The 17,674-nt window shown below is 50.2% G+C and carries 16 protein-coding genes, 2 tRNA genes and 1 pseudogene; 14 read left to right on the top strand and 5 right to left on the bottom strand.

What is annotated here, in order from left to right:
• Positions 1-7 precede the first annotated feature (7 nt).
• The 5 genes from P4D80_RS12265 (at position 8) to P4D80_RS12285 (ending at position 4,820) form a co-directional block, all read left to right on the top strand.
• Positions 8-2,194: an NACHT domain-containing protein gene (locus tag P4D80_RS12265; protein WP_421659421.1), complete on the top strand. Its 2,187-nt coding sequence runs from the start codon at positions 8-10 to the stop codon at positions 2,192-2,194.
• Complete coding sequence (locus tag P4D80_RS12270; RefSeq protein WP_421659422.1) at positions 2,191-2,466, top strand: hypothetical protein; 276 nt, start codon at positions 2,191-2,193, stop codon at positions 2,464-2,466. The genes P4D80_RS12265 and P4D80_RS12270 overlap by 4 nt, the downstream gene beginning before the upstream one ends.
• Before the next feature lie 5 nt (positions 2,467-2,471).
• Positions 2,472-2,855, top strand: coding sequence for a toxin-antitoxin system TumE family protein (locus tag P4D80_RS12275; RefSeq protein WP_421659423.1), 384 nt, complete (start codon positions 2,472-2,474; stop codon positions 2,853-2,855).
• A gap of 117 nt (positions 2,856-2,972) precedes the next feature.
• Complete coding sequence (locus P4D80_RS12280; protein WP_421659424.1) at positions 2,973-3,437, top strand: hypothetical protein; 465 nt, start codon at positions 2,973-2,975, stop codon at positions 3,435-3,437.
• Between the two features lie 342 nt (positions 3,438-3,779).
• Positions 3,780-4,820: an META domain-containing protein gene (locus P4D80_RS12285; RefSeq protein WP_421659425.1), complete on the top strand. Its 1,041-nt coding sequence runs from the start codon at positions 3,780-3,782 to the stop codon at positions 4,818-4,820.
• Between the two features lie 316 nt (positions 4,821-5,136).
• On the opposite strand, the gene P4D80_RS12290 is transcribed toward P4D80_RS12285, so the two are convergent.
• The 3 genes from P4D80_RS12290 to P4D80_RS12300 form a co-directional block, all read right to left on the bottom strand.
• Entirely contained in the window at positions 5,137-5,790 is a 654-nt protein-coding gene (locus P4D80_RS12290; protein ID WP_421659426.1) for a transposase, read from the bottom strand.
• Positions 5,787-6,323: an IS110 family transposase gene (locus tag P4D80_RS12295; RefSeq protein WP_421659427.1), complete on the bottom strand. Its 537-nt coding sequence runs from the start codon at positions 6,321-6,323 to the stop codon at positions 5,787-5,789. The genes P4D80_RS12290 and P4D80_RS12295 overlap by 4 nt, the downstream gene beginning before the upstream one ends.
• A 261-nt stretch (positions 6,324-6,584) precedes the next feature.
• On the bottom strand, positions 6,585-9,176 hold the full coding sequence (locus P4D80_RS12300) for an EAL domain-containing protein (RefSeq protein ID WP_421659428.1): 2,592 nt from the start codon (positions 9,174-9,176) through the stop codon (positions 6,585-6,587).
• A gap of 331 nt (positions 9,177-9,507) precedes the next feature.
• On the opposite strand from P4D80_RS12300, the gene P4D80_RS12305 reads away from it, so the two are divergent.
• The 8 genes from P4D80_RS12305 to psaX all read left to right on the top strand — a co-directional run bounded on the left by P4D80_RS12305 (position 9,508) and on the right by psaX (position 14,703).
• Positions 9,508-10,035, top strand: coding sequence for a hypothetical protein (locus P4D80_RS12305; protein WP_421659429.1), 528 nt, complete (start codon positions 9,508-9,510; stop codon positions 10,033-10,035).
• A complete protein-coding gene (locus P4D80_RS12310; protein ID WP_421659430.1) occupies positions 9,992-10,594 on the top strand; it encodes a hypothetical protein in 603 nt (200 codons plus the stop codon). The genes P4D80_RS12305 and P4D80_RS12310 overlap by 44 nt, the downstream gene beginning before the upstream one ends.
• Positions 10,521-11,174 carry a hypothetical protein gene (locus tag P4D80_RS12315; protein WP_421659431.1) on the top strand — a complete coding sequence of 218 codons (654 nt, stop codon included), beginning with the start codon at positions 10,521-10,523 and terminating at the stop codon, positions 11,172-11,174. Before P4D80_RS12310 ends, P4D80_RS12315 begins: the two co-directional genes overlap by 74 nt.
• Before the next feature lie 179 nt (positions 11,175-11,353).
• A tRNA-Ser gene (locus tag P4D80_RS12320) sits at positions 11,354-11,445 on the top strand.
• A 135-nt stretch (positions 11,446-11,580) separates the two neighbouring features.
• Positions 11,581-11,661: transfer RNA gene (locus tag P4D80_RS12325), tRNA-Leu, on the top strand.
• A 286-nt stretch (positions 11,662-11,947) separates the two neighbouring features.
• Positions 11,948-13,531 (top strand): glucose-6-phosphate isomerase, encoded by a 1,584-nt coding sequence (locus tag P4D80_RS12330; protein ID WP_421659432.1) that lies wholly within the window; start codon positions 11,948-11,950, stop codon positions 13,529-13,531.
• Positions 13,532-13,778: 247 nt separating this feature from the next.
• Positions 13,779-14,489 carry a response regulator transcription factor gene (locus tag P4D80_RS12335; RefSeq protein WP_421659433.1) on the top strand — a complete coding sequence of 237 codons (711 nt, stop codon included), beginning with the start codon at positions 13,779-13,781 and terminating at the stop codon, positions 14,487-14,489.
• Positions 14,490-14,595: 106 nt separating this feature from the next.
• A complete protein-coding gene (gene psaX / locus P4D80_RS12340; RefSeq protein WP_421659434.1) occupies positions 14,596-14,703 on the top strand; it encodes a photosystem I protein PsaX in 108 nt (35 codons plus the stop codon).
• A gap of 153 nt (positions 14,704-14,856) precedes the next feature.
• On the opposite strand, the gene P4D80_RS12345 is transcribed toward psaX, so the two are convergent.
• Together P4D80_RS12345 and P4D80_RS12350 are read right to left on the bottom strand one after the other, a co-directional pair.
• Positions 14,857-16,056, bottom strand: coding sequence for an IS630 family transposase (locus P4D80_RS12345; protein WP_421659435.1), 1,200 nt, complete (start codon positions 16,054-16,056; stop codon positions 14,857-14,859).
• Between the two features lie 157 nt (positions 16,057-16,213).
• A complete protein-coding gene (locus P4D80_RS12350; protein ID WP_421659436.1) occupies positions 16,214-17,080 on the bottom strand; it encodes a branched-chain amino acid ABC transporter permease in 867 nt (288 codons plus the stop codon).
• Between the two features lie 368 nt (positions 17,081-17,448).
• Here P4D80_RS12350 and P4D80_RS12355 point away from each other — a divergent pair.
• Positions 17,449-17,661 (top strand): annotated as a pseudogene (locus P4D80_RS12355) (tetratricopeptide repeat protein); the annotation flags it as partial.
• Positions 17,662-17,674 lie beyond the last annotated feature (13 nt).

A 17,674-nucleotide genomic window follows, 5' to 3' on the forward strand; every position in this document is an offset into this window, starting at 1 on the left:
TTTTGCTATGTCTACCCCTGATCCTCAGTCATCACAGCGGATTGAACACAGTTCCATTCAGGGGAGCCAGATTCAGCAAGGGCAAGCAGGAGAGAATTTAACACAAATTCAGGCTGAAAACCTAACGCAGAATTACATTACTGTGTTTGGGCGCGATCGCTCCACTAACCTTGAAAAGCTACGCTTAGATTTAGCAGACCGGATCCTCAGAAATCATATTCAGCCAGAACTAAAGCAGCGGTTACGAAATACGATCTATCAAGAGGTTTGGCTAAATCCAGAACTTGAGGAGCAACCCCGCCAAGTGGGAAAATTACCTCTTAATCGTCTTATACATGTGGCTGGCAAACCAGCAGAAACCCTGGATCTACAGACGACCATTCTAGAAGTTTTTGCTCAGTACAAAAAGTTGTTGATTTTAGGTGAACCTGGAATTGGCAAAACCACAACTCTATTGACTCTGGCAGACCAATTAGTTGAGCAGGCGATCGCCAATCCAGGTAAATCAATTCCAGTTGTTTTTGAATTATCTGCCTGGAAGGACAACGATCAAAGCATTGAAGCTTGGTTAATCCAGCAGCTCACCAAGATGCGTGTATCTGCCAGGATTGCCAAAGGCTGGTTGAAAGAAGAATTATTGATTCCGCTGGTTGATGGATTGGATGAGTTAAAACCGACGCGGCAGGAGATCTGCGTACAATGGCTGAATCAGTTTGCTGAGTATTACCCGTATCTAGTCGTCTGTTGCCGCGCCGAAGAGTACGAAGCTGGAAATCTGAAGTTAAACGAATTGCGTAGCGCCGTGCGGTTACAACCGTTGACACCCACACAAATCCAGGGATACCTAAAGAAGGTCGGGCAGCAAACGCTTTGGGAAGCGGTTGAAACCCATGCCGAAAAACAAGTTTTTCTACATCCTGATGCTGAGGGCAAACCCGGAATTTTTCAAATCCCTCTATTCCTGAAAATCGCAGCGGAAGTTGGAAAGCCCTTCGCACATCAGTCAGAATTACTTGAAGCGTACATTGATCAGCGATTGAGCCGAGATGTCGTGAACTGGGAGCGACGACAGTCCAAAGGTAAGCAATGGGCATATAAGAATCCTTACAGAGAGCCAAACCGACGAAAAACAAATAACTATCTAAGTTGGTTGGCTCTGTATATGAAACATGAAAAATCAACAGAGTTCATGATCGAAGAGATTGCTTTGGATGGGTTAATCAGTACAAGTAGCATCTTGGATTCGGTCTACCAACTATACTATCTAGCCAATAGGAGAAACGGGAAAGTTGGAGATGGAAATATACATCACATTGGATGGATATACGTTGCTTTATGGCTTTCAATGACTGGAATTCCGCCTAGTTTATTTTTTTTGATACCGAAGTACTTAGAATCAGAGTACTTCAACTCGGAGTATTTCAACTCGAACAACCTTTTCTCTGCTGTAGTTGCCAGCATAGTTAGCTTTGGGCTTTGTTTTGCAATAGGTGATTTATCTTCACGAGTTCTTGCTAAGAGCTTACAGTATCAAATTGAGTATAGAAATCAAAAGTCAATTTTCCTCATAGGGTTTGCAACTATTTTTCTAATTATTCTTATGATTACTGGTAGTCTACTTGAAATTTATGGTTTATTTGATAATCCTCAATTCAGTGGACTTGTATTTATCCCAAGCAAAAGTAGCATTCTTTTGAAAGGGATAATTTACAGCACCTTGGGTATCACTATTTTTCTAGTATCTCTCCCTAGTTTGAATTTCATGAATGGTTGGTTGCCTGAAAAAAAGGCAGAAAACTTGCAACCAAATCAGAGAATTCATGATTCTTTCAAACGATTTCTAGCAACAGTTATTCCTCTGTCCTTGCCAGAGGCTATCCCTCTGTTCTCGCTATTGATATTTATGATACTTAACAAGACATTTTGGTTTTATGACGAGAGAATATTAAATTTCTTGACAATATTAGGATTTTCTACATTTTTTGGATTGATGAATGGTGGGATGGCTTGTGTTAAACATTTCTCAATAAGGTTGGTTCTCTGCGCGATCGCCAAAGTAATTCCTTGGAACTACGCTCGTTTTCTTGACTACTGTGTTGAGCGACGGCTTCTACAGCGGATTGGCGGACGCTACCGATTTTTGCATCGAGAGCTATTGGAACATTTTGCTGATAAAGCCGGAGGTGTCTCATGAATCAAAAATTAGTGGAATCCTTAGCCCAAATCATTCTTTCGTTATCTGATGAAGAGCGGCAATGGCTGGATCGTGAAATCCAAAAAGCATCTGTTTCAAAGCAAGTTGAAGACTTGAAATCTCGATTGAAACAGTTTGAAGAAACCTATCAAATGCCATCAGAGCATTTCCATCAGCGTTTTCAGGCAGGCGAGCTGGGAGATGATATCGACTTTTTTGAATGGGATGCCTACTACGAAATGCTGACTGCTGCCCAGTTTAAAGCCTCTTGAAGCTGATGGACTTAGAGCAATACATCGCTGCTGTCAAGGCAAAGCTAGCTGACAGCCCAATCATTGTAACGATCGAGATTGTGGATGAGCGAATCCTACTGAATCGAGGCTACTTCCGTGCTCGATTTACCCTCACCAATTCTGACTTTGTTGAAATTGCTGAATCCTTCGCGTTTCAAGACAACCAGCTGATCACATTAGATTATCGGTATCAATGGATGGATGCCTCTAAAAAATTTCTCAGAAAACGCTGGGATAGTGTCAAACACTTTCCAGATTTGCCCAATTTTCCACATCATGTTCACATTGGTTCAGAATCGAATGTTGAACCTGGCTTATCCCGGAATATTCCAGAATTTATAGGTTTTATGGAATCTGAGTTGGGCTAAGCTAAACCCTTTCGGAAAGCCGTATAACAAATCGTTGCAGCGGCGGAATAAAAGTGGTTGGCGGAGATGCCAAAGTTACTAGCCGCCGCTGAACTCAATCGTTAGCCCGACTCGAAATTGTTAGAACGCGGAGAACCGATCGCCATCGTCCTTCCCCAAGACATTGGGGTTTATACTAAAAACCAGTATTTAATGTGTGTAACTAATTTTGTTTGGGTACTTATGTCTTTAACCATCCAAGGTATTTATGATGTGAAATGTGCAATTGAAAAAGCCCTTTTTTCATGGCAGTCTGATTCGGAGAGTCAATTGGTCATAAAGATCGAGGCTTGTGACTGGAAGGGTAGTAGTCGTATCGACTTTTGCGTGCCTGGTTTGCCTAACAGTCTTGTCAGCCTACATGATGACGGTGACATATTCATAACTCGTCCTGATAGTCGTTTGACAGCCAAGTTCAAACACAACAATATCCCACGGACGATAAAAATAATTGAGGCTGAATTAAGCGGCATTCCATCACTAGATTCCCTCGACACGCCATCTTATTTGCTAAACGACTATCCTGCCAGCTCTCACACTTAATATCAATGTATTAAATAACAGCGACATTGGCGGGGACGGCAGCGATCAACCCTGCCGTTTTCACAGATCGGTGGTTGTCGCGGCAGCTACTGATCAATAGTTAAAATCGTTAACCAAGTGATTGGAAAAGTGAAACCTAAAGTCTATTTACCGTTTGTCAGATGTCTATAAAATTGTGTCAGTTGTCTGCTCGGTCTAACAAGCCTGTTGCACGCCGACCGTATCAAGTTGCTTGGTTAAATCCGAGAGGTTACTAGCGACGGGTGAACGGGGTTGTTAGGCGGTCGCCGCCATTCGAGATTCCACTGTGGACACTTTTTGGGCACAAGCCCGGGAACTACGATGAAAACACTGATCCTCGCTGTTATTGCCACCCTCGCAACCGCTGCTGCCGGCTCAGGGGAACAGTCGAAGCCGGTTGCGTCCTTGGCGGGCACACAGTGGCGACTGGTTGAGTTCCAGTCGATGGATGACGCGCGAGGGAACCAGCGCCCCAGCGACGGCACCCTCTACACCATGTGGCTTCACGGTGACGGCAGTGTCACGATGCAGCTCAACTGCAACCGTGCCACGGGAACGTGGTCGGCCGAATCGGGCAACGATGCATCGAGCGGCCGTTTTTCGTTCGGTCCGCTCGCAGCTACGCGTGCCCTCTGCCCGGTCCCGAGCATGGACGAAAGCATCGTCGCGCAGTCCGGCCATGTTCGCTCCTATCTGCTCAAGGATGGGAAGTTGTATCTGAGCCTGATGGCCGACGGCGGTGTCTACGTGTGGGAGACAAACACCAGTTCTTCCGCCGCCATTCCAGCGGCCCCAGAGAATGGGGGACCACGAAACTGGGAGGTCGTTAGCATGCTGAATCTGCGCGAGCGGCCGAGCACGTCCGCGCGGATTCTCATTAGGTACGAGCCGGGCACGATCCTCGACAACCTGGGGTGCCGACGCGTCGAGGGTAGGGACTGGTGCGACGTTCAGCAACTTGGAGGAGGCCTCCGGGGGTACGTCGCCGCGGCCTACCTCCGGCCCGCGGTATCGCCTGACGGAAGTGCCGCGATGGGACCGGATGATTCTGCACTGCGCGCGGGGCAGGGCAGCTTCGATGCCAGCGGACGATTGCCGTGCGCGTTTTCCGCAGGCCATCCAGTGGGCGAATGCGAGTTCGGCGTTGCCCGAGCGGGAGGGGGGTATGCCACAGTCGTCATCCGGAAGCCCGATGGCCGCACTCGCGCGATCTTCTTCCGCATGGGCAGGGCCATTGGAGCTGATGTCAGCGAGTCGGAAGGCCAGCTCGACTTTAGCGTCACCAGGGATGGAGACGTGTATCGGATTCATGTCGGCAACGAGCGCTACGAGATCATAGATGCCATCGTCTTCGGCGGCTGATGCCCATGTCTCAGGGCCATTACCGGGCAAGCACACCGCCTAACGCTCCGGTTGCAGCGGACGGTCCGCTGCGCGGCCCGCCGCTGAACCGGAGCGTTACTATGAAGCCATGAACCTGTCAAGTCAATTTGCGCTTTTTGCTCTCTAACCAGTAGTTGTTTTTGTTCAGCATCGATTCGCTCATCTTGTCAATAAAATGATCACTTCTTGATCAAGAAAAGTACTTTTCTGGTCTCGATTGAACGTAAGTCAAAGTGGATTTAACCGACTATCCGAGTTGTCAATGCAATTTGTATTCTTGTTCTGCTGCATTGTCTCAAGAGTTTTTGCAAAGGGTGCATGGCTTATTCGTTAGGGCAGTCTTGTCCTGAACAAGGCGAAGTTTCAAGCTCATGCTCTCCAGTCCTACTTTGCCCTTACTCACTTGCTTACTTTGATTTATGCTTGCCCAATTGGCTGGGCATCTGAATTCCACGGCTGATTGTGCAACAGCATCGCCCAACAGCGTACTAACAACTTTCGAGCCACTGCCACAATCGCTGTTTTCTTCCGGGTCTTTTGCCCACCACAAACACGAGCATACATAGCAGATGCCCAATCGTTGTAGCCCAGCATTGCCCAGGCTGCTTCCACTCCAGGCTGCTTCCACTAGTGCTGTTCGCAACAATCGTGAACCTCGTTTGGTAATCTTGCCCAGTCGATTCGTCTGCCCCGACTGATGTTGTTGCGGTATCAACCCCGCATACGCTGCTACCTGGCGCACGTTCTCGAATCGCTTTGGTTCATCCAGACAGCTCACGATCACCTCTGCCGTCCTGCGTCCTACTCCTGGAATCGTCTGTAACAACTGCACCCGCTCCTCCTGCTTTGCTAATGCGTCCAACTGCCGCTCAATTGAGGCAAGATGCTCCCACAACTGATCCAGCATCGTCAACTCCAGGTCGAGTTCTCCTCGCCACAAATTGCTCACATCACACTCTGCCAGCGATCGTCTATGTTGGTTGAGCTCTTCAATCCCCTGCACTGTCCAAGCACGGTGCCCCTGCAGCATCTTAACCCTTGCTGGTCGAACAAGGCTCGAATGCTGTTCTGCACTCGATTGTTCCGTCCTACCACCACCTTACGGTACTTCACTAAGTGGCGGTACTGCCGAGTTTCAGCAGCAGGCATATACACTGGGTTGATCTGCTCAAGAGCAGCCAGTTTTGCTAGCTTCAGCGCATCGTCCTTGTCGATTTTGCGTTTGACGTTTTTCCATCGCCACGCTTCAGCGCTAGGGTCAGCGACGAGCACAGTGTAGCCCATTGCCACACACAGGTCATGCACCCATTCTGTGATTGAGCAGGTTTCCATCACCACCAGTTGCGGCTGTATTCGGCTCAACACGCTCTCAAATTCCCATCGGTAGGTCTTGAATGTCTCGTACTCACTGCTGTTGCTCTCGATGTCAAACAAGCACGAGACACAGTTGAATTTGCTCAAGTCGATCGCCAGAATCTTCATGCTATTCTCCAAGAAGTGAGAGGGTGAGGTTTGCTTGTCTCTACTCTCTCACGGCTTACATAGATTCTTTAGTTGTTGTTAAATGAGGGGTGAGGTGAAAGAGGGGTGGAGGGGTAAATGAGTGGATGAGTTTTGAGTTCCGAATTGCTCCAATACCTAATCCCTGGCCGCCAATCCCCAATCCCTGACTTCTAACTCCTGTCTCCTGGCTTCTTTCTTCTTTCTTCTTTTCCCTTTTCTCCGACCTGCTCCCTCCTCCACTTATCGCTCTAACCAACAAGTCTTGGCCGCAAGAAGAGCTTTTGCGCCTTGGGCAGGAAGAGGTTTGGAGAAGAAATAGCCCTGTCCATATTCACATTGCATAGTTTGCAGTCTGGCCAATTGGGCGGCGGTTTCTACCCCTTCAGCGACCACGTTCATATTAAGGCTATGGGCCAGTCCTACAATGGTTTGAACAATCGCCGCATCATCCCCAGCATCATCCATCCGGCTGACGAAGGAGCGATCGATTTTCAGGGTATCGACCGGAAACCGATAGAGATAGCTGAGGGATGAGTAGCCCGTACCAAAGTCATCAATGCTGAGCTGGAGGTTGAGCGCTTTGAGGCGGACGAGCATGGCGATCGCAGACTCCACATTGTTCATGGCGACGCTTTCGGTAATCTCCAGTTTCAGGCTATGACCCTCTAATTCGATGGCGGCCAGGGTTTCTTCAATGAACTCGACCAGATCCGGTTGGGTAAACTGCTGACCCGAAAGATTCACACTTACCATCAGCGCTGAATCCAGCTTAAATTCTGTTTGCCATTGCTTGATCTGCTGACAGGCCGTTCGAATCACCCATTGTCCCAGGGGTACAATCAAACCCGTTTCTTCGGCCACGGGAATGAACTCCGCTGGAGAAATGAATCCATTCTGGGGATGCTGCCACCGCACCAGAGCCTCAAACCCAGCCGTCTTCCCTGTCTCCAGCGCCACAATTGGCTGATAATGAAGCTGAAACTCCTGTTGTTCAATAGCTCTGCGGAGATCCGTCTCCAACTGTAAACGACGAACCACCTGAACTCGCATCCCAGTTGCAAAGACCTCCTGGCGGGCTTTGCCCAACGCCTTTGCCTGATACATCGCTGTATGGGCATCCCGCAGCAAATCTTCCGGCTGGTGGTTGGGGTCTGCCTGGCTTAAGGCAATGCCAACACTCACACTGGTAAAGATTTCCTGATCTTGAATCCAGAATGGAAGGGCCATTTCTTGCTGAAGCTGGCTGGCGATCGCAGTTGCCTGTTCTAAATCACTCACTCCTTTGAGCAGAATGGCGAATTCATCGCCGCCCACCCGTGCCAGAGTATTGGATGAACTCAAACAGTTTTTTAACCGCTGGCCGGTACGAATCAACAGTTGGTCGCCAATTTCATGTCCCAAATTATCGTTAACGACTTTGAAGCGATCCAGATCGAGAAACAAAACTGCAAAGTTTGCCTGACCATTGCCAAAACCAACAGAACGCTTTTGCTGGCGAATCAACCGATTCAGGTGCTTTAGAAACAGGGCCCGGTTAGGCAATCCCGTCAGGGCATCGTGAAAAGTGTAGTGAAAAACCCGGTAAGCAACGGCACTTCCACCCGCCAGCACCATTGCCAGAGCAGGCGCTATCACAGGCACCCAGCCCATATGGGTAAAAACGCCAAAGCCAATGCCAACCAAAATCCCTAAGGCCACACCGCCACCCAGCCCCAACACCAGCCAGTGACGCATTTGCCATCCCAAAATGCTGCCAACAACTGCCCAACCCACAATCCAGGCAATTTCCACCCAGTCCGACCAGAACCAGAACAGGGGTTGCCCATCCAGTACCGCACTCAAAACCTGACTCACCATCTGAGCGTGAATCACCACTCCGGGCATCTGGAGGTTGCCCTGTTTGCCCGAACTGTAGGGCGTGTAGTGCAAATCTTTGGCACTGGGGGCCGTGACCCCAATCAGCACCACTTTACCTTTTACCCAGTTGGGGTCCACCTTGCCTTGTAAAACCTGTTGCAGAGGAACGACTCGAACTGCATTGCTGACGGAACGGTAGTTCAGCAGAATTTGATAACCGGCTGTATCGGCAGTCTGATAGGCACCCGCCGTTGCCCGCAACCTTGCAAAAACAGTTTCACCAAGTTGAAATTCTCCTGCCTCCGTCAATTGGGCTGGAACCTGGTGTTCTCTCAGGTAATAGAGGGCGAGTTTGAGCGCAAATGAGGTGTAAGTTGCAGTGCCATCCGAGACAAACATCAAATTGCGCCGTATAACTCCGTCTGGGTCTGATACCAGATCGCAAAACCCTACCTGGTTTTTAGCTAAGTAAGGTGGGGCGGGGATACGTTCATCCTCGGTATTGCCCAGATAGTTAATTGCAATCACGTTGGTTTTTTTTAGCTGAGCCTGAAGTGATGCGTGACCAGGGGCGATCGCAATATCCCGAAAGATATCCAGCCCAATCACCTGTGGTTTGTGCTGTTGCAAACTTGCCAGGGTTTTTGCAATCACGTGATCACTCAGAGGCCAATGGTTCTGAGTGCGAATATCGGCTTCATTAATGCCAACAACCAATAGCCGGGGATCAGGATTTTGATCGGGCTTCAGTTGCGTCATCCGATCAAAAAGCGACAGCTCAGCAGGTTGTAACCCTCCAACCTGTTGGATTCCCAGAACCAGCCCCGAAGTAGTCAGGCTGGTAATCAGAATGACCTTCAGCTCTGGAGAAAAAATTAGTCCAATGCCTCTACACCACCCTCTATGCAGGTACTGCACGACTGTGGAAGCTGAAACGGGGCTTTTTGAGTTTTTTTCAGCAGAATTTACACCCATTGCAGCATAAGGCGTGGAAGCAAATTGACTGGCACACCGTGCCAGAGCTTGCCACTTATGGAAGCTACGATGTCAACGCTACTTTACTTTGGCTCATCAATCCCCACAACACCACTAATTTTTACACCAAATTTAAAAACATTTGTTACTTCGGCAATCTGACAACTCTAACCTTACTGATAATGGGGAATCTTCTTTGGAGAATTGCCTTTGCTGTTAATCGCTTCTCTGTTCTCTTTCCTCCATAAAGCGGAACTGAAACTCAGCCTAGTGAAAAGATTTCAAGTTATTCTTGACGTAGTCAAGCCATAGTCACGTTATGGAGAAACCAATGCAGACAACTGCAGATGAGAAGATTAACCCTCTGGCAGGCAAACCTGCCCCCAGTGACGTGCTCATTGATGTTGAAAAACTTTTAGCGGAATACTACACCGTCCATCCTGATCCCGGAAATCCATTGCAACGGGTCAGCTTTGGCACTTCGGGGCATCGTGGTTCGTCTGCCAATGGCACTTTTAATGAAGACCACATCCTGGCCGTTACTCAGGCCGTTGCAGAATATCGCAAAAGTCAGGGAATTGATGGCCCGCTTTACATGGGGATGGATACCCATGCCCTCTCTGCCCCGGCTCAAAAATCAGCACTGGAAGTGCTGGCAGCAAATGGGGTAGAAGTTTGCATTGCGGCAGGGGAAGGATACGCCCAGTACACGCCAACCCCCGCTGTTTCTCACGCCATTCTTACCTATAACCGTGGCAGAACTAGCGGACTGGCAGACGGCATTATCATTACTCCTTCCCATAATCCCCCTTCAGATGGAGGATTCAAATACAACCCCCCCTTCGGGTGGTCCTGCTGAACCGGAAATCACGAAATGGGTACAAACTCGCGCCAATGAATTAATGGCGAACAAAAACCGGGATGTTCGGCGAATTCCTTATGAGGCTGCACTCAAGGCTTCTACCACCCATTGGTTTGATTTTGTCACCCCTTATGTCAGCGATCTGGAAAATATTATTGATATTGCTGCCATACAATCATCTGGGATTCGAATTGGGGTAGACCCGTTGGGCGGCTCTAATATTGCCTACTGGGAGCCGATCGCCAATCGCTATGGCTTGAAAATCACCATTGTCAACAACAGGGTTGACCCTACTTTCCGCTTCATGACGCTGGATTGGGATGGCAAAATTCGCATGGACTGCTCCTCTCCCTATGCCATGGCGAGTCTGGTCCAAATCAAGGATGACTATGACATCGCCTTTGGTAACGATACCGACTCTGATCGCCACGGCATCGTAACACCTAGCATGGGGCTGATGAATCCCAATCACTTCCTTTCTGTTGCCATCTGGTACCTGTTTACCCATCGAGAGGGGTTGGTCTTCCAGGAGTGCGATCGGCAAAACCCTGGTTAGCAGCAGCATGATCGACCGGGTTGCCAAAGATATTGGGCGGCAGGTCTGTGAGGTGCCCGTGGGCTTCAAGTGGTTTGTCGAAGGACTGCTGAATGGCTCTTTTGGTTTTGGCGGCGAGGAAAGTGCGGGAGCCTCCTTCTTGCGTAAGGATGGCACCGTCTGGACAACGGATAAGGACGGTCTGATTATGGACCTGCTGGCCGCCGAAATTACGGCCCGAACAGGTAAAGACCCTGGTTTGCATTATCAGGATCTGACGGCAAAATTGGGCAAACCCTTTTATAAACGCATTGACTCCCCTGCCACCCCTGAGCAGAAAGCCCGCCTGGGTAAACTGTCTCCAGAGGATGTGAAGGCTTCCACCCTGGCTGGTGATCCAATTACTGCCAAATTAACCAATGCCCCTGGCAACAATGCTCCCATTGGTGGCTTAAAAGTCACGACTGAAAATGGTTGGTTCGCAACTCGCCCCTCTGGAACAGAGAATGTCTGTAAAGTCTATGCTGAGAGTTTTAAGAGCGAGAAGCACCTGGAACAGATTCTCCAGGAGGCAGAAGCGATCGTTGCCAGTGTTGTTTGAGTTCTGAGCGCCTGTCGGAAACTAAATTGCGATCGCTAAAATCCACGTAGAGTGGACATTACCCACCCTACTATGTCATTTCTTCTGAGAATAGACGCTGGGTGGTTTGAGGATCTGAATTTAAGCGTTTTTCCAGAAACAATATCTGTTATTCTGTTATGATGTATTTCCACTCATTTGGAGAGGTGGCTGAGTGGTCGAAAGCGGCAGATTGCTAATCTGTTGTACGGATCGAAAGGCCGTACCGAGGGTTCGAATCCCTCCCTCTCCGTTCAAATCCTCAAAAAGGTGTAGCAAAAATTGAGGGATCATAGTCCTGGAAATGCAGTCTACTTCCCCTCTACTATCAACCTATTTTTGCTATGCTAGTAACGCTTGTAAACCTGGTTTGCCCAAACCAGTTTGCGCGGATGTGGCGGAATTGGTATACGCGCACGTTTGAGGGGCGTGTGGCTTTGCCTTGCGAGTTCGAGTCTCGCCATCCGCATATAAAGCGATAGCTTCGTGTCTTTGTTGGTTAATCGCTAACTGTAATGACACGAGGCATTATTCCCACTTGATCGGTGCGTTACGCTATCGCTAACAGCACCTACAGGTGCAACCTTGTGTGTCAATGCAGCTAACAGCTATTAGCCAATAGTCTACGGTAGTGGGTTGACTGGGGTTAGATTTTGATGGGTCTTATCCACCAGAATTTTCTGGCAGAACACTAGCCACCCGTCAGGAGCCTCGGTACACTATGGGCAAACACTTAGAAGGCTTAGACTTTATCTATGGATGCAGCGGCACTCTGGCAACGCTATCAAGACTGGCTTTATTACCATGAAGGCTTGGGGCTTTATGTCGATGTCAGCCGAATGCGGTTTGACGACGCTTTTGTTTTGGCCATGCAACCCCGGTTTGAAAAAGCATTTCAGGATATGACGGCATTGGAGGCCGGGGCGATCGCCAATCCCGACGAAAATCGGATGGTGGGTCACTACTGGCTGCGGGATCCCGACCTTGCCCCCATGCCTGAACTGAAGCATGAAATTGTCTCCACCCTGGAGCAACTGGAATCCTTTGCCCATAAAGTTCTTAGTGGCGAAATTCGTCCTCCCCAATCTGTCAAATACACCGATGTCCTTTCCATTGGAATTGGCGGGTCTGCCCTGGGGCCAGAGTTTGTGGCCGAAGCTTTGGCACCTGACTTTCCTCCACTCAATATCCATTTTCTGGATAACACCGATCCAACAGGGATTGATCGCGTACTTCATCGTCTCAAAGATCGGCTGGTCAGCACGTTAGTAGTGGTGATCTCAAAGTCGGGGGGCACGCCCGAAACCCGCAATGGCATGATTGAAACCAAAAAAGGTTTTGCTGACAATGGCCTCGATTTTGCCCGTCAGGCCGTTGCCATCACCATGGAAGGCAGTAAAATGCATAATCTTGCCACCTCCGAGGGCTGGTTAGCAACCTTTCCCATGTTTGACTGGGTAGGAGGCCGCACGTCGGAATTATCCGCCGTTGGGCTTCTAGATGCCGCATTACAGGGCATTGATATCCGCGCCATGCTGGCAGGAGCCAGGGAGATGGATGCCGCCACCCGGATTCCCAGGATTAAGGAAAACCCGGCGGCTCTACTAGCTCTCTCCTGGTACTTTGCGGGAAATGGCAAAGGTGAGAAGGATATGGTGATCCTGCCCTACAAAGATAGCCTGCTGCTGTTTAGCCGCTACCTGCAACAGTTGGTAATGGAGTCCCTGGGCAAAGAAAAGGATTTGGATGGCAATATAGTTCATCAGGGAATTGCGGTGTATGGCAACAAAGGCAGTACTGACCAGCACGCCTATGTGCAGCAATTGCGGGAAGGAATACCGAATTTTTTCGTAACTTTTATTGAGGTGTTGCGCGATCGCAACGGTTCTTCCATCGAAGTTGAGCCCGGTGCGACCTCTGGAGACTTCCTCTCCGGCTTTCTCCAGGGTACCCGGCAGGCACTTTACGAAAATGGTCGGGGCTCCATCACGGTCACCATTCCAGAAGTCACTCCCAAAATGGTTGGGGCGCTGATTGCTCTCTACGAACGGGCAGTCGGTCTTTATGGGTTCCTGGTCAACATCAATGCTTACCACCAACCAGGAGTTGAAGCAGGTAAAAAGGCAGCAGCTTCGATTCTAGACCTGCAAAAACAGATCGTGCAGACTCTGAAACGAGAAACCTCGCCGCTTTCCATTCAAGCCCTGGCAGAGAAGGTAGGGGCTCCCGACCAGGCCGAAACTGTTTACCTCATCTGCCGTCATCTTGCGGCTAATCAGCGAGGAGTGATTCTCCACGGAAATCCGGGTAAACCAGCCAGCCTCAAAATCAGCACCTAGTGAGTCACTTGCTACGGTTATAGCCCATTACTTTTCTGTCGAAGCCAAAGTGGTCGCATAGTCCATCTAAAAACGGCGATGTTGATTCTGAGTCACCCACTGATGTTACGAGTCATCAATTCTGCAACATGGGGGAGTGGCGGTTTCGCCCCCTTTACCTCATCACCCATCTATCCCTCTCCCCGGCTCCCCATTTTCTAATCAGTTGACCTATTCTAGGGGTGAATGTTCTCGCGTCTCTTTCACTATGCCTCTGACAATTCTTGTGGCTGATGATGACCTGGGGACGCGTCTGTCCATCAGTGATTATTTGGAAACAACTGGATACTTTGTCATCTCGGCTGAGAACGGTCGAGAAGCCCTCAAGCTGGTTGAAGACTATCAGCCCCATCTGATTGTCACGGATATCACCATGCCCCAGATGGATGGCTATGAGCTGGTTCGGCAGATTCGGCAGCGTCCTGCATGGCGTCTGTTGCCTGTTGTTTTTTTGACCGCCAGAACTGAAACTCAGGCCCGGGTACGGGGCTACCAGACCGGGTGCGATGTGTACCTGTCGAAACCCTTTGAGTTGCAGGAATTGGGAGCGGTGATCCGCAATCTGCTTGAACGGCAGCAAATGATTGAGTCGGAATGGCGATTCGTCAGGGGAGAAACCGTTGCGGCAGAAGGAGGGCAACTACACCATCCGTCTTCTTCAGCTAAATCGTCGGCTCAGGGATTTGAGTCGATAAACCGATCGCTACCCGCCATGGCGATCGCTGCTCTAAATCTGACCCAGCGTGAACAAGACGTTTTGAAAGTTCTGGCGGATGGGCTATCCAATGTTCAAATTGGCGAACATTTGCATCTGAGTCCGCGAACCGTTGAAAAGTATGTCAGCAGCCTGCTGAAGAAGACTGATACCAGCAACCGCGCCGAACTCGTGCGGTTTGCGATCGACCACCACCTGGTATAGGGTTCCTGGTTAGCTGCTACCCCTTCTTAATCGAAATTTACGATGGATTGCGACACTGTTTGCTATTTCTTAAGAAGGTCAATCCATTATTACGAGGAGAGTTTCCATGGCTCAAGCTAAAAAACCCACTTATGTCTTTCGTACAAGCTGGGCGCTTCTCCTGCTGGCGATTAACTTTATCGTGGCAGGCTATTACTACGGATATTTGAGATAAGTTTTACGGGGAATCGGAATACAGGGGCCAGCGCTAGAAGCCAGGAGTAGAAAAGCCTTGCCGACTTCTGCACCTGAACCCCTGTATTCTTTCTTCGCTTAAGGAGGTGTGAGCATGGCCCCTAGTACCCAGCGGCATAACAACACATAGCTGTCATGAGGTCAGAGGCTTGCCCGTATAGTTCCACTCGAAAGGTTTGGCCATGGTGCGATTGAAGTAGTCGATGAAGTCAAGAATCTTGGCTCTGAGCTGAGCTTGACTAGTGAAACTGGTCCGTCGCAGCAACTTGCGCCTGAGAATGGAGAACCAGATTTGGATTGGGTTGAGCCAGGAGCAATGCTTTGGGGTGAAATGTATGACCAGGCGGTGCTGTGGATTGCTCAAGAAAGCAGCCCGGGTGGCTATCGATTTCAGGATGCCGGATTTGCCTTTGCGCCCTAACGGCGGTGGTTCGGGTTCCAGGGCGACCGCCAGTGGCACCAGAGCTACCGATTGGTGGGTGTTGAGACAGTCCATGACCAGATGAATTTTAGGGGCATCGGTGACTTGGGCGAGTAGGGCGTCGAGATGAGCCGCTAAATCTTGCTCGGTTCGGGTGTCGCCCACAGTCGCCTGGTCAATGCGTCCAGTGGCGACATTCAAGGTGGCAATCAGGCTTTGGGGGCCATGATGCTGGTACTCAAATTCCACCCGCACACAGCGTCCGGGTTTCATCTCAATATCCGGCATCAGGCGCTCCAAGGCTTGGATGCCCGTCATTTCATCAAGACTGTAGGTCATCTCCCACGTTCGGCCCGCGCAGCCACTTGTTCGTAGACCTGGCAGATGTCTTGGACTTTGGTGGCAAAGTCCGGGTCGGGGGGGATGAAGCCAGTAGGGACTCTGGTACGGTTTCAGTTCGGCTTCGGCTAACAAACGCCCGACAGGGCGACCACTGATCCGCGCCACAACGCCTTGTTTGACCAGTTCATCGGCTAACTCTGGAGGGGTCCAGTGACTGATGGGGCGTCCAGAGTGCTCGGGCGGAGCACATGCGAGGGCATAGAGTTGAGTGATTTGCTCCAAGGTAAACGTGGCGGGGGCACCGGGACGGGGGGCATCGGCTAAGCGCTCCGACACTGGCAACTCACAGGTCTGTAGCGCTTGCCAGCAGCGCCGCCAACAGCGACTCATCTGCTCCCCGATGCCGAGCTCTCGAGCAATCTGACCTTGGCTGTCTCCCTGGCTGGCACGCAGAATGATCTGCGCTCGCAATGCCAGTTGTTGGGGTGTACTCGGTCGCTTCACCAACCGCTCTAGTTCGCGACGCTCGGATTCACTCATAATCAGGGCGGGAAGGGCAGGACCAGGCATCAGACTCAATTCTCCAACACCGACTCCTTCAGGATATGCCCATTTCCGCCGCGCGGTACTAGCCAGGGGTTCCACCCCTGCCCCTTTCCTAAGCTTGGCGGCTATAGCTGTATCATCCAATTCTCAGAAGAGCCTTTTTTTTTTCTTTCTTCTTCTCCTAAAGCGTTCCTCTAAACAGTCCCTGAGGGCGAATCAACAGAACCAGAACCATTACGGCCAGCGCGACTCCCAGCTTATATTCGGTTGGCAGCCAGTAGGTGCTGATTTCCTGAACAATGCCGATGATCAGGGCTCCGGCGATCGCCCCATAGGGGTTTCCGATACCGCCTAAGATAACTGCCGCGAACATTGGCAAAATCAGGAACCAGCCCATATTTGGACGTACTGCCTGAACCAGCCCCAACATTCCTCCCCCCAGAGCAGTCAGTCCCCCCGCAATCACCCAGGTCCAAATGATGACCTGATCCACGTCAATTCCTGTCACACGAGCCAGATCAATGTCATCCGCAACAGCTCGCATCGCTTTACCAATGCGGGTATTTTGCAGCAGATAGTGGAGAGCGGCGATCGCCACTATTGCCAGACCCACCACCAGCAGATTGTAGTAGGGAATGCGCAATCCCCCCAATGAAATGGCTTCGGCAACCGGCAAACTGTAGCGTTGATTGTTGCCTCCCCAAATGAGAATGATGCCATTACGAATGAACAGTGCCAGCCCAATCGAGATAATGATCAGGGTGGTTGAGGTGGCTCGCTGGGTCCGCATGGGCGACCAGATCATCTTCTCACTCAAGAGGACTGCAGCGATCGTCGCCAGGATTCCGACCATCATTGAGAGCCAGATATTTAAGCCAGTCGCATTCGCCAACAGCGTCATATAAGCCCCCAGGGTCATGAAATCCCCGTGAGCAAAATTGGAGAGCCGCAAGATACCATAGGTCAGTGTCAATCCGACGGCTGCCAGGGCGATAATGCTGCCTACTGAAATACCGTTGACAAACAGTTGAGCGAGTTGGGGGTCCATTCCACCATCCCTTCGTGCAGAGTAACGTTCTCGATTGTCCCGGAATCGGGGTTGTTTGGGAAGAGAAGGAGGTCAGAGCGATTTGCATAACTCCCTTTGAACAGGAGATAGATTACTGGAGAACTGCTTTCAGCAAGTGGAGAATGGTTCCAATGGCTATCCAGGAAAAGCGAAGTTCAAGATGCAAAATGAAAAACGGAGTTCTGCTGCCGCTCTCATTTCTCATTTTCAATGGTTCATTTTCAATTGCTTTCCTACTCGCCACCCCCCACCTTCTACACCCCGTTCTCGCACAGACTATAGAAGACCGCAGAGCCCAGGCCGATCGCCTCTTCGACCAGGGCACAAAGTAGTATAAGCAGGGTCAGAATCAACAGGCGATCGCGTCTTTCGAGCAGGCTTTGACTCTTTACCGGGAACTGAAAGAACCCCAGAAAGAAGGACATACCTTACACAGTCTTGGCAAGGTTTATTCAACCCTAAAAAACTACCCCAAAGCCATTGAGTATCAGCAGCAGGCACTGGAATTGGCCCGTAGTATTCGCGATCGCCCATTGCAACTGGAAACCCTTTTGCTGCTTGCCACGATTCATG

Source organism: Leptothermofonsia sp. ETS-13, assembly GCF_049200465.1.
Lineage (GTDB): Bacteria > Cyanobacteriota > Cyanobacteriia > Leptolyngbyales > Leptolyngbyaceae > Leptothermofonsia.

What these genes read in the sequence shown, in the direction of transcription:
- P4D80_RS12265 (WP_421659421.1), top strand. Translation starts at nt 8, where the DNA reads ATGTCTACCCCTGATCCTCAGTCATCACAGCGGATTGAACACAGTTCC.
- P4D80_RS12270 (WP_421659422.1), top strand. Translation starts at nt 2,191, where the DNA reads ATGAATCAAAAATTAGTGGAATCCTTAGCCCAAATCATTCTTTCGTTA.
- P4D80_RS12295 (WP_421659427.1), bottom strand. Translation starts at nt 6,323, where the DNA reads ATGAAGATTCTGGCGATCGACTTGAGCAAATTCAACTGTGTCTCGTGC.
- P4D80_RS12310 (WP_421659430.1), top strand. Translation starts at nt 9,992, where the DNA reads ATGGAGGATTCAAATACAACCCCCCCTTCGGGTGGTCCTGCTGAACCG.
- P4D80_RS12300 (WP_421659428.1), bottom strand. Translation starts at nt 9,176, where the DNA reads ATGGGTGTAAATTCTGCTGAAAAAAACTCAAAAAGCCCCGTTTCAGCT.
- P4D80_RS12330 (WP_421659432.1), top strand. Translation starts at nt 11,948, where the DNA reads ATGGATGCAGCGGCACTCTGGCAACGCTATCAAGACTGGCTTTATTAC.
- P4D80_RS12345 (WP_421659435.1), bottom strand. Translation starts at nt 16,056, where the DNA reads ATGCCTGGTCCTGCCCTTCCCGCCCTGATTATGAGTGAATCCGAGCGT.
- P4D80_RS12350 (WP_421659436.1), bottom strand. Translation starts at nt 17,080, where the DNA reads ATGGACCCCCAACTCGCTCAACTGTTTGTCAACGGTATTTCAGTAGGC.
- psaX (WP_421659434.1), top strand. Translation starts at nt 14,596, where the DNA reads ATGGCTCAAGCTAAAAAACCCACTTATGTCTTTCGTACAAGCTGGGCG.
- P4D80_RS12335 (WP_421659433.1), top strand. Translation starts at nt 13,779, where the DNA reads ATGCCTCTGACAATTCTTGTGGCTGATGATGACCTGGGGACGCGTCTG.
- P4D80_RS12305 (WP_421659429.1), top strand. Translation starts at nt 9,508, where the DNA reads ATGCAGACAACTGCAGATGAGAAGATTAACCCTCTGGCAGGCAAACCT.
- P4D80_RS12285 (WP_421659425.1), top strand. Translation starts at nt 3,780, where the DNA reads ATGAAAACACTGATCCTCGCTGTTATTGCCACCCTCGCAACCGCTGCT.
- P4D80_RS12275 (WP_421659423.1), top strand. Translation starts at nt 2,472, where the DNA reads ATGGACTTAGAGCAATACATCGCTGCTGTCAAGGCAAAGCTAGCTGAC.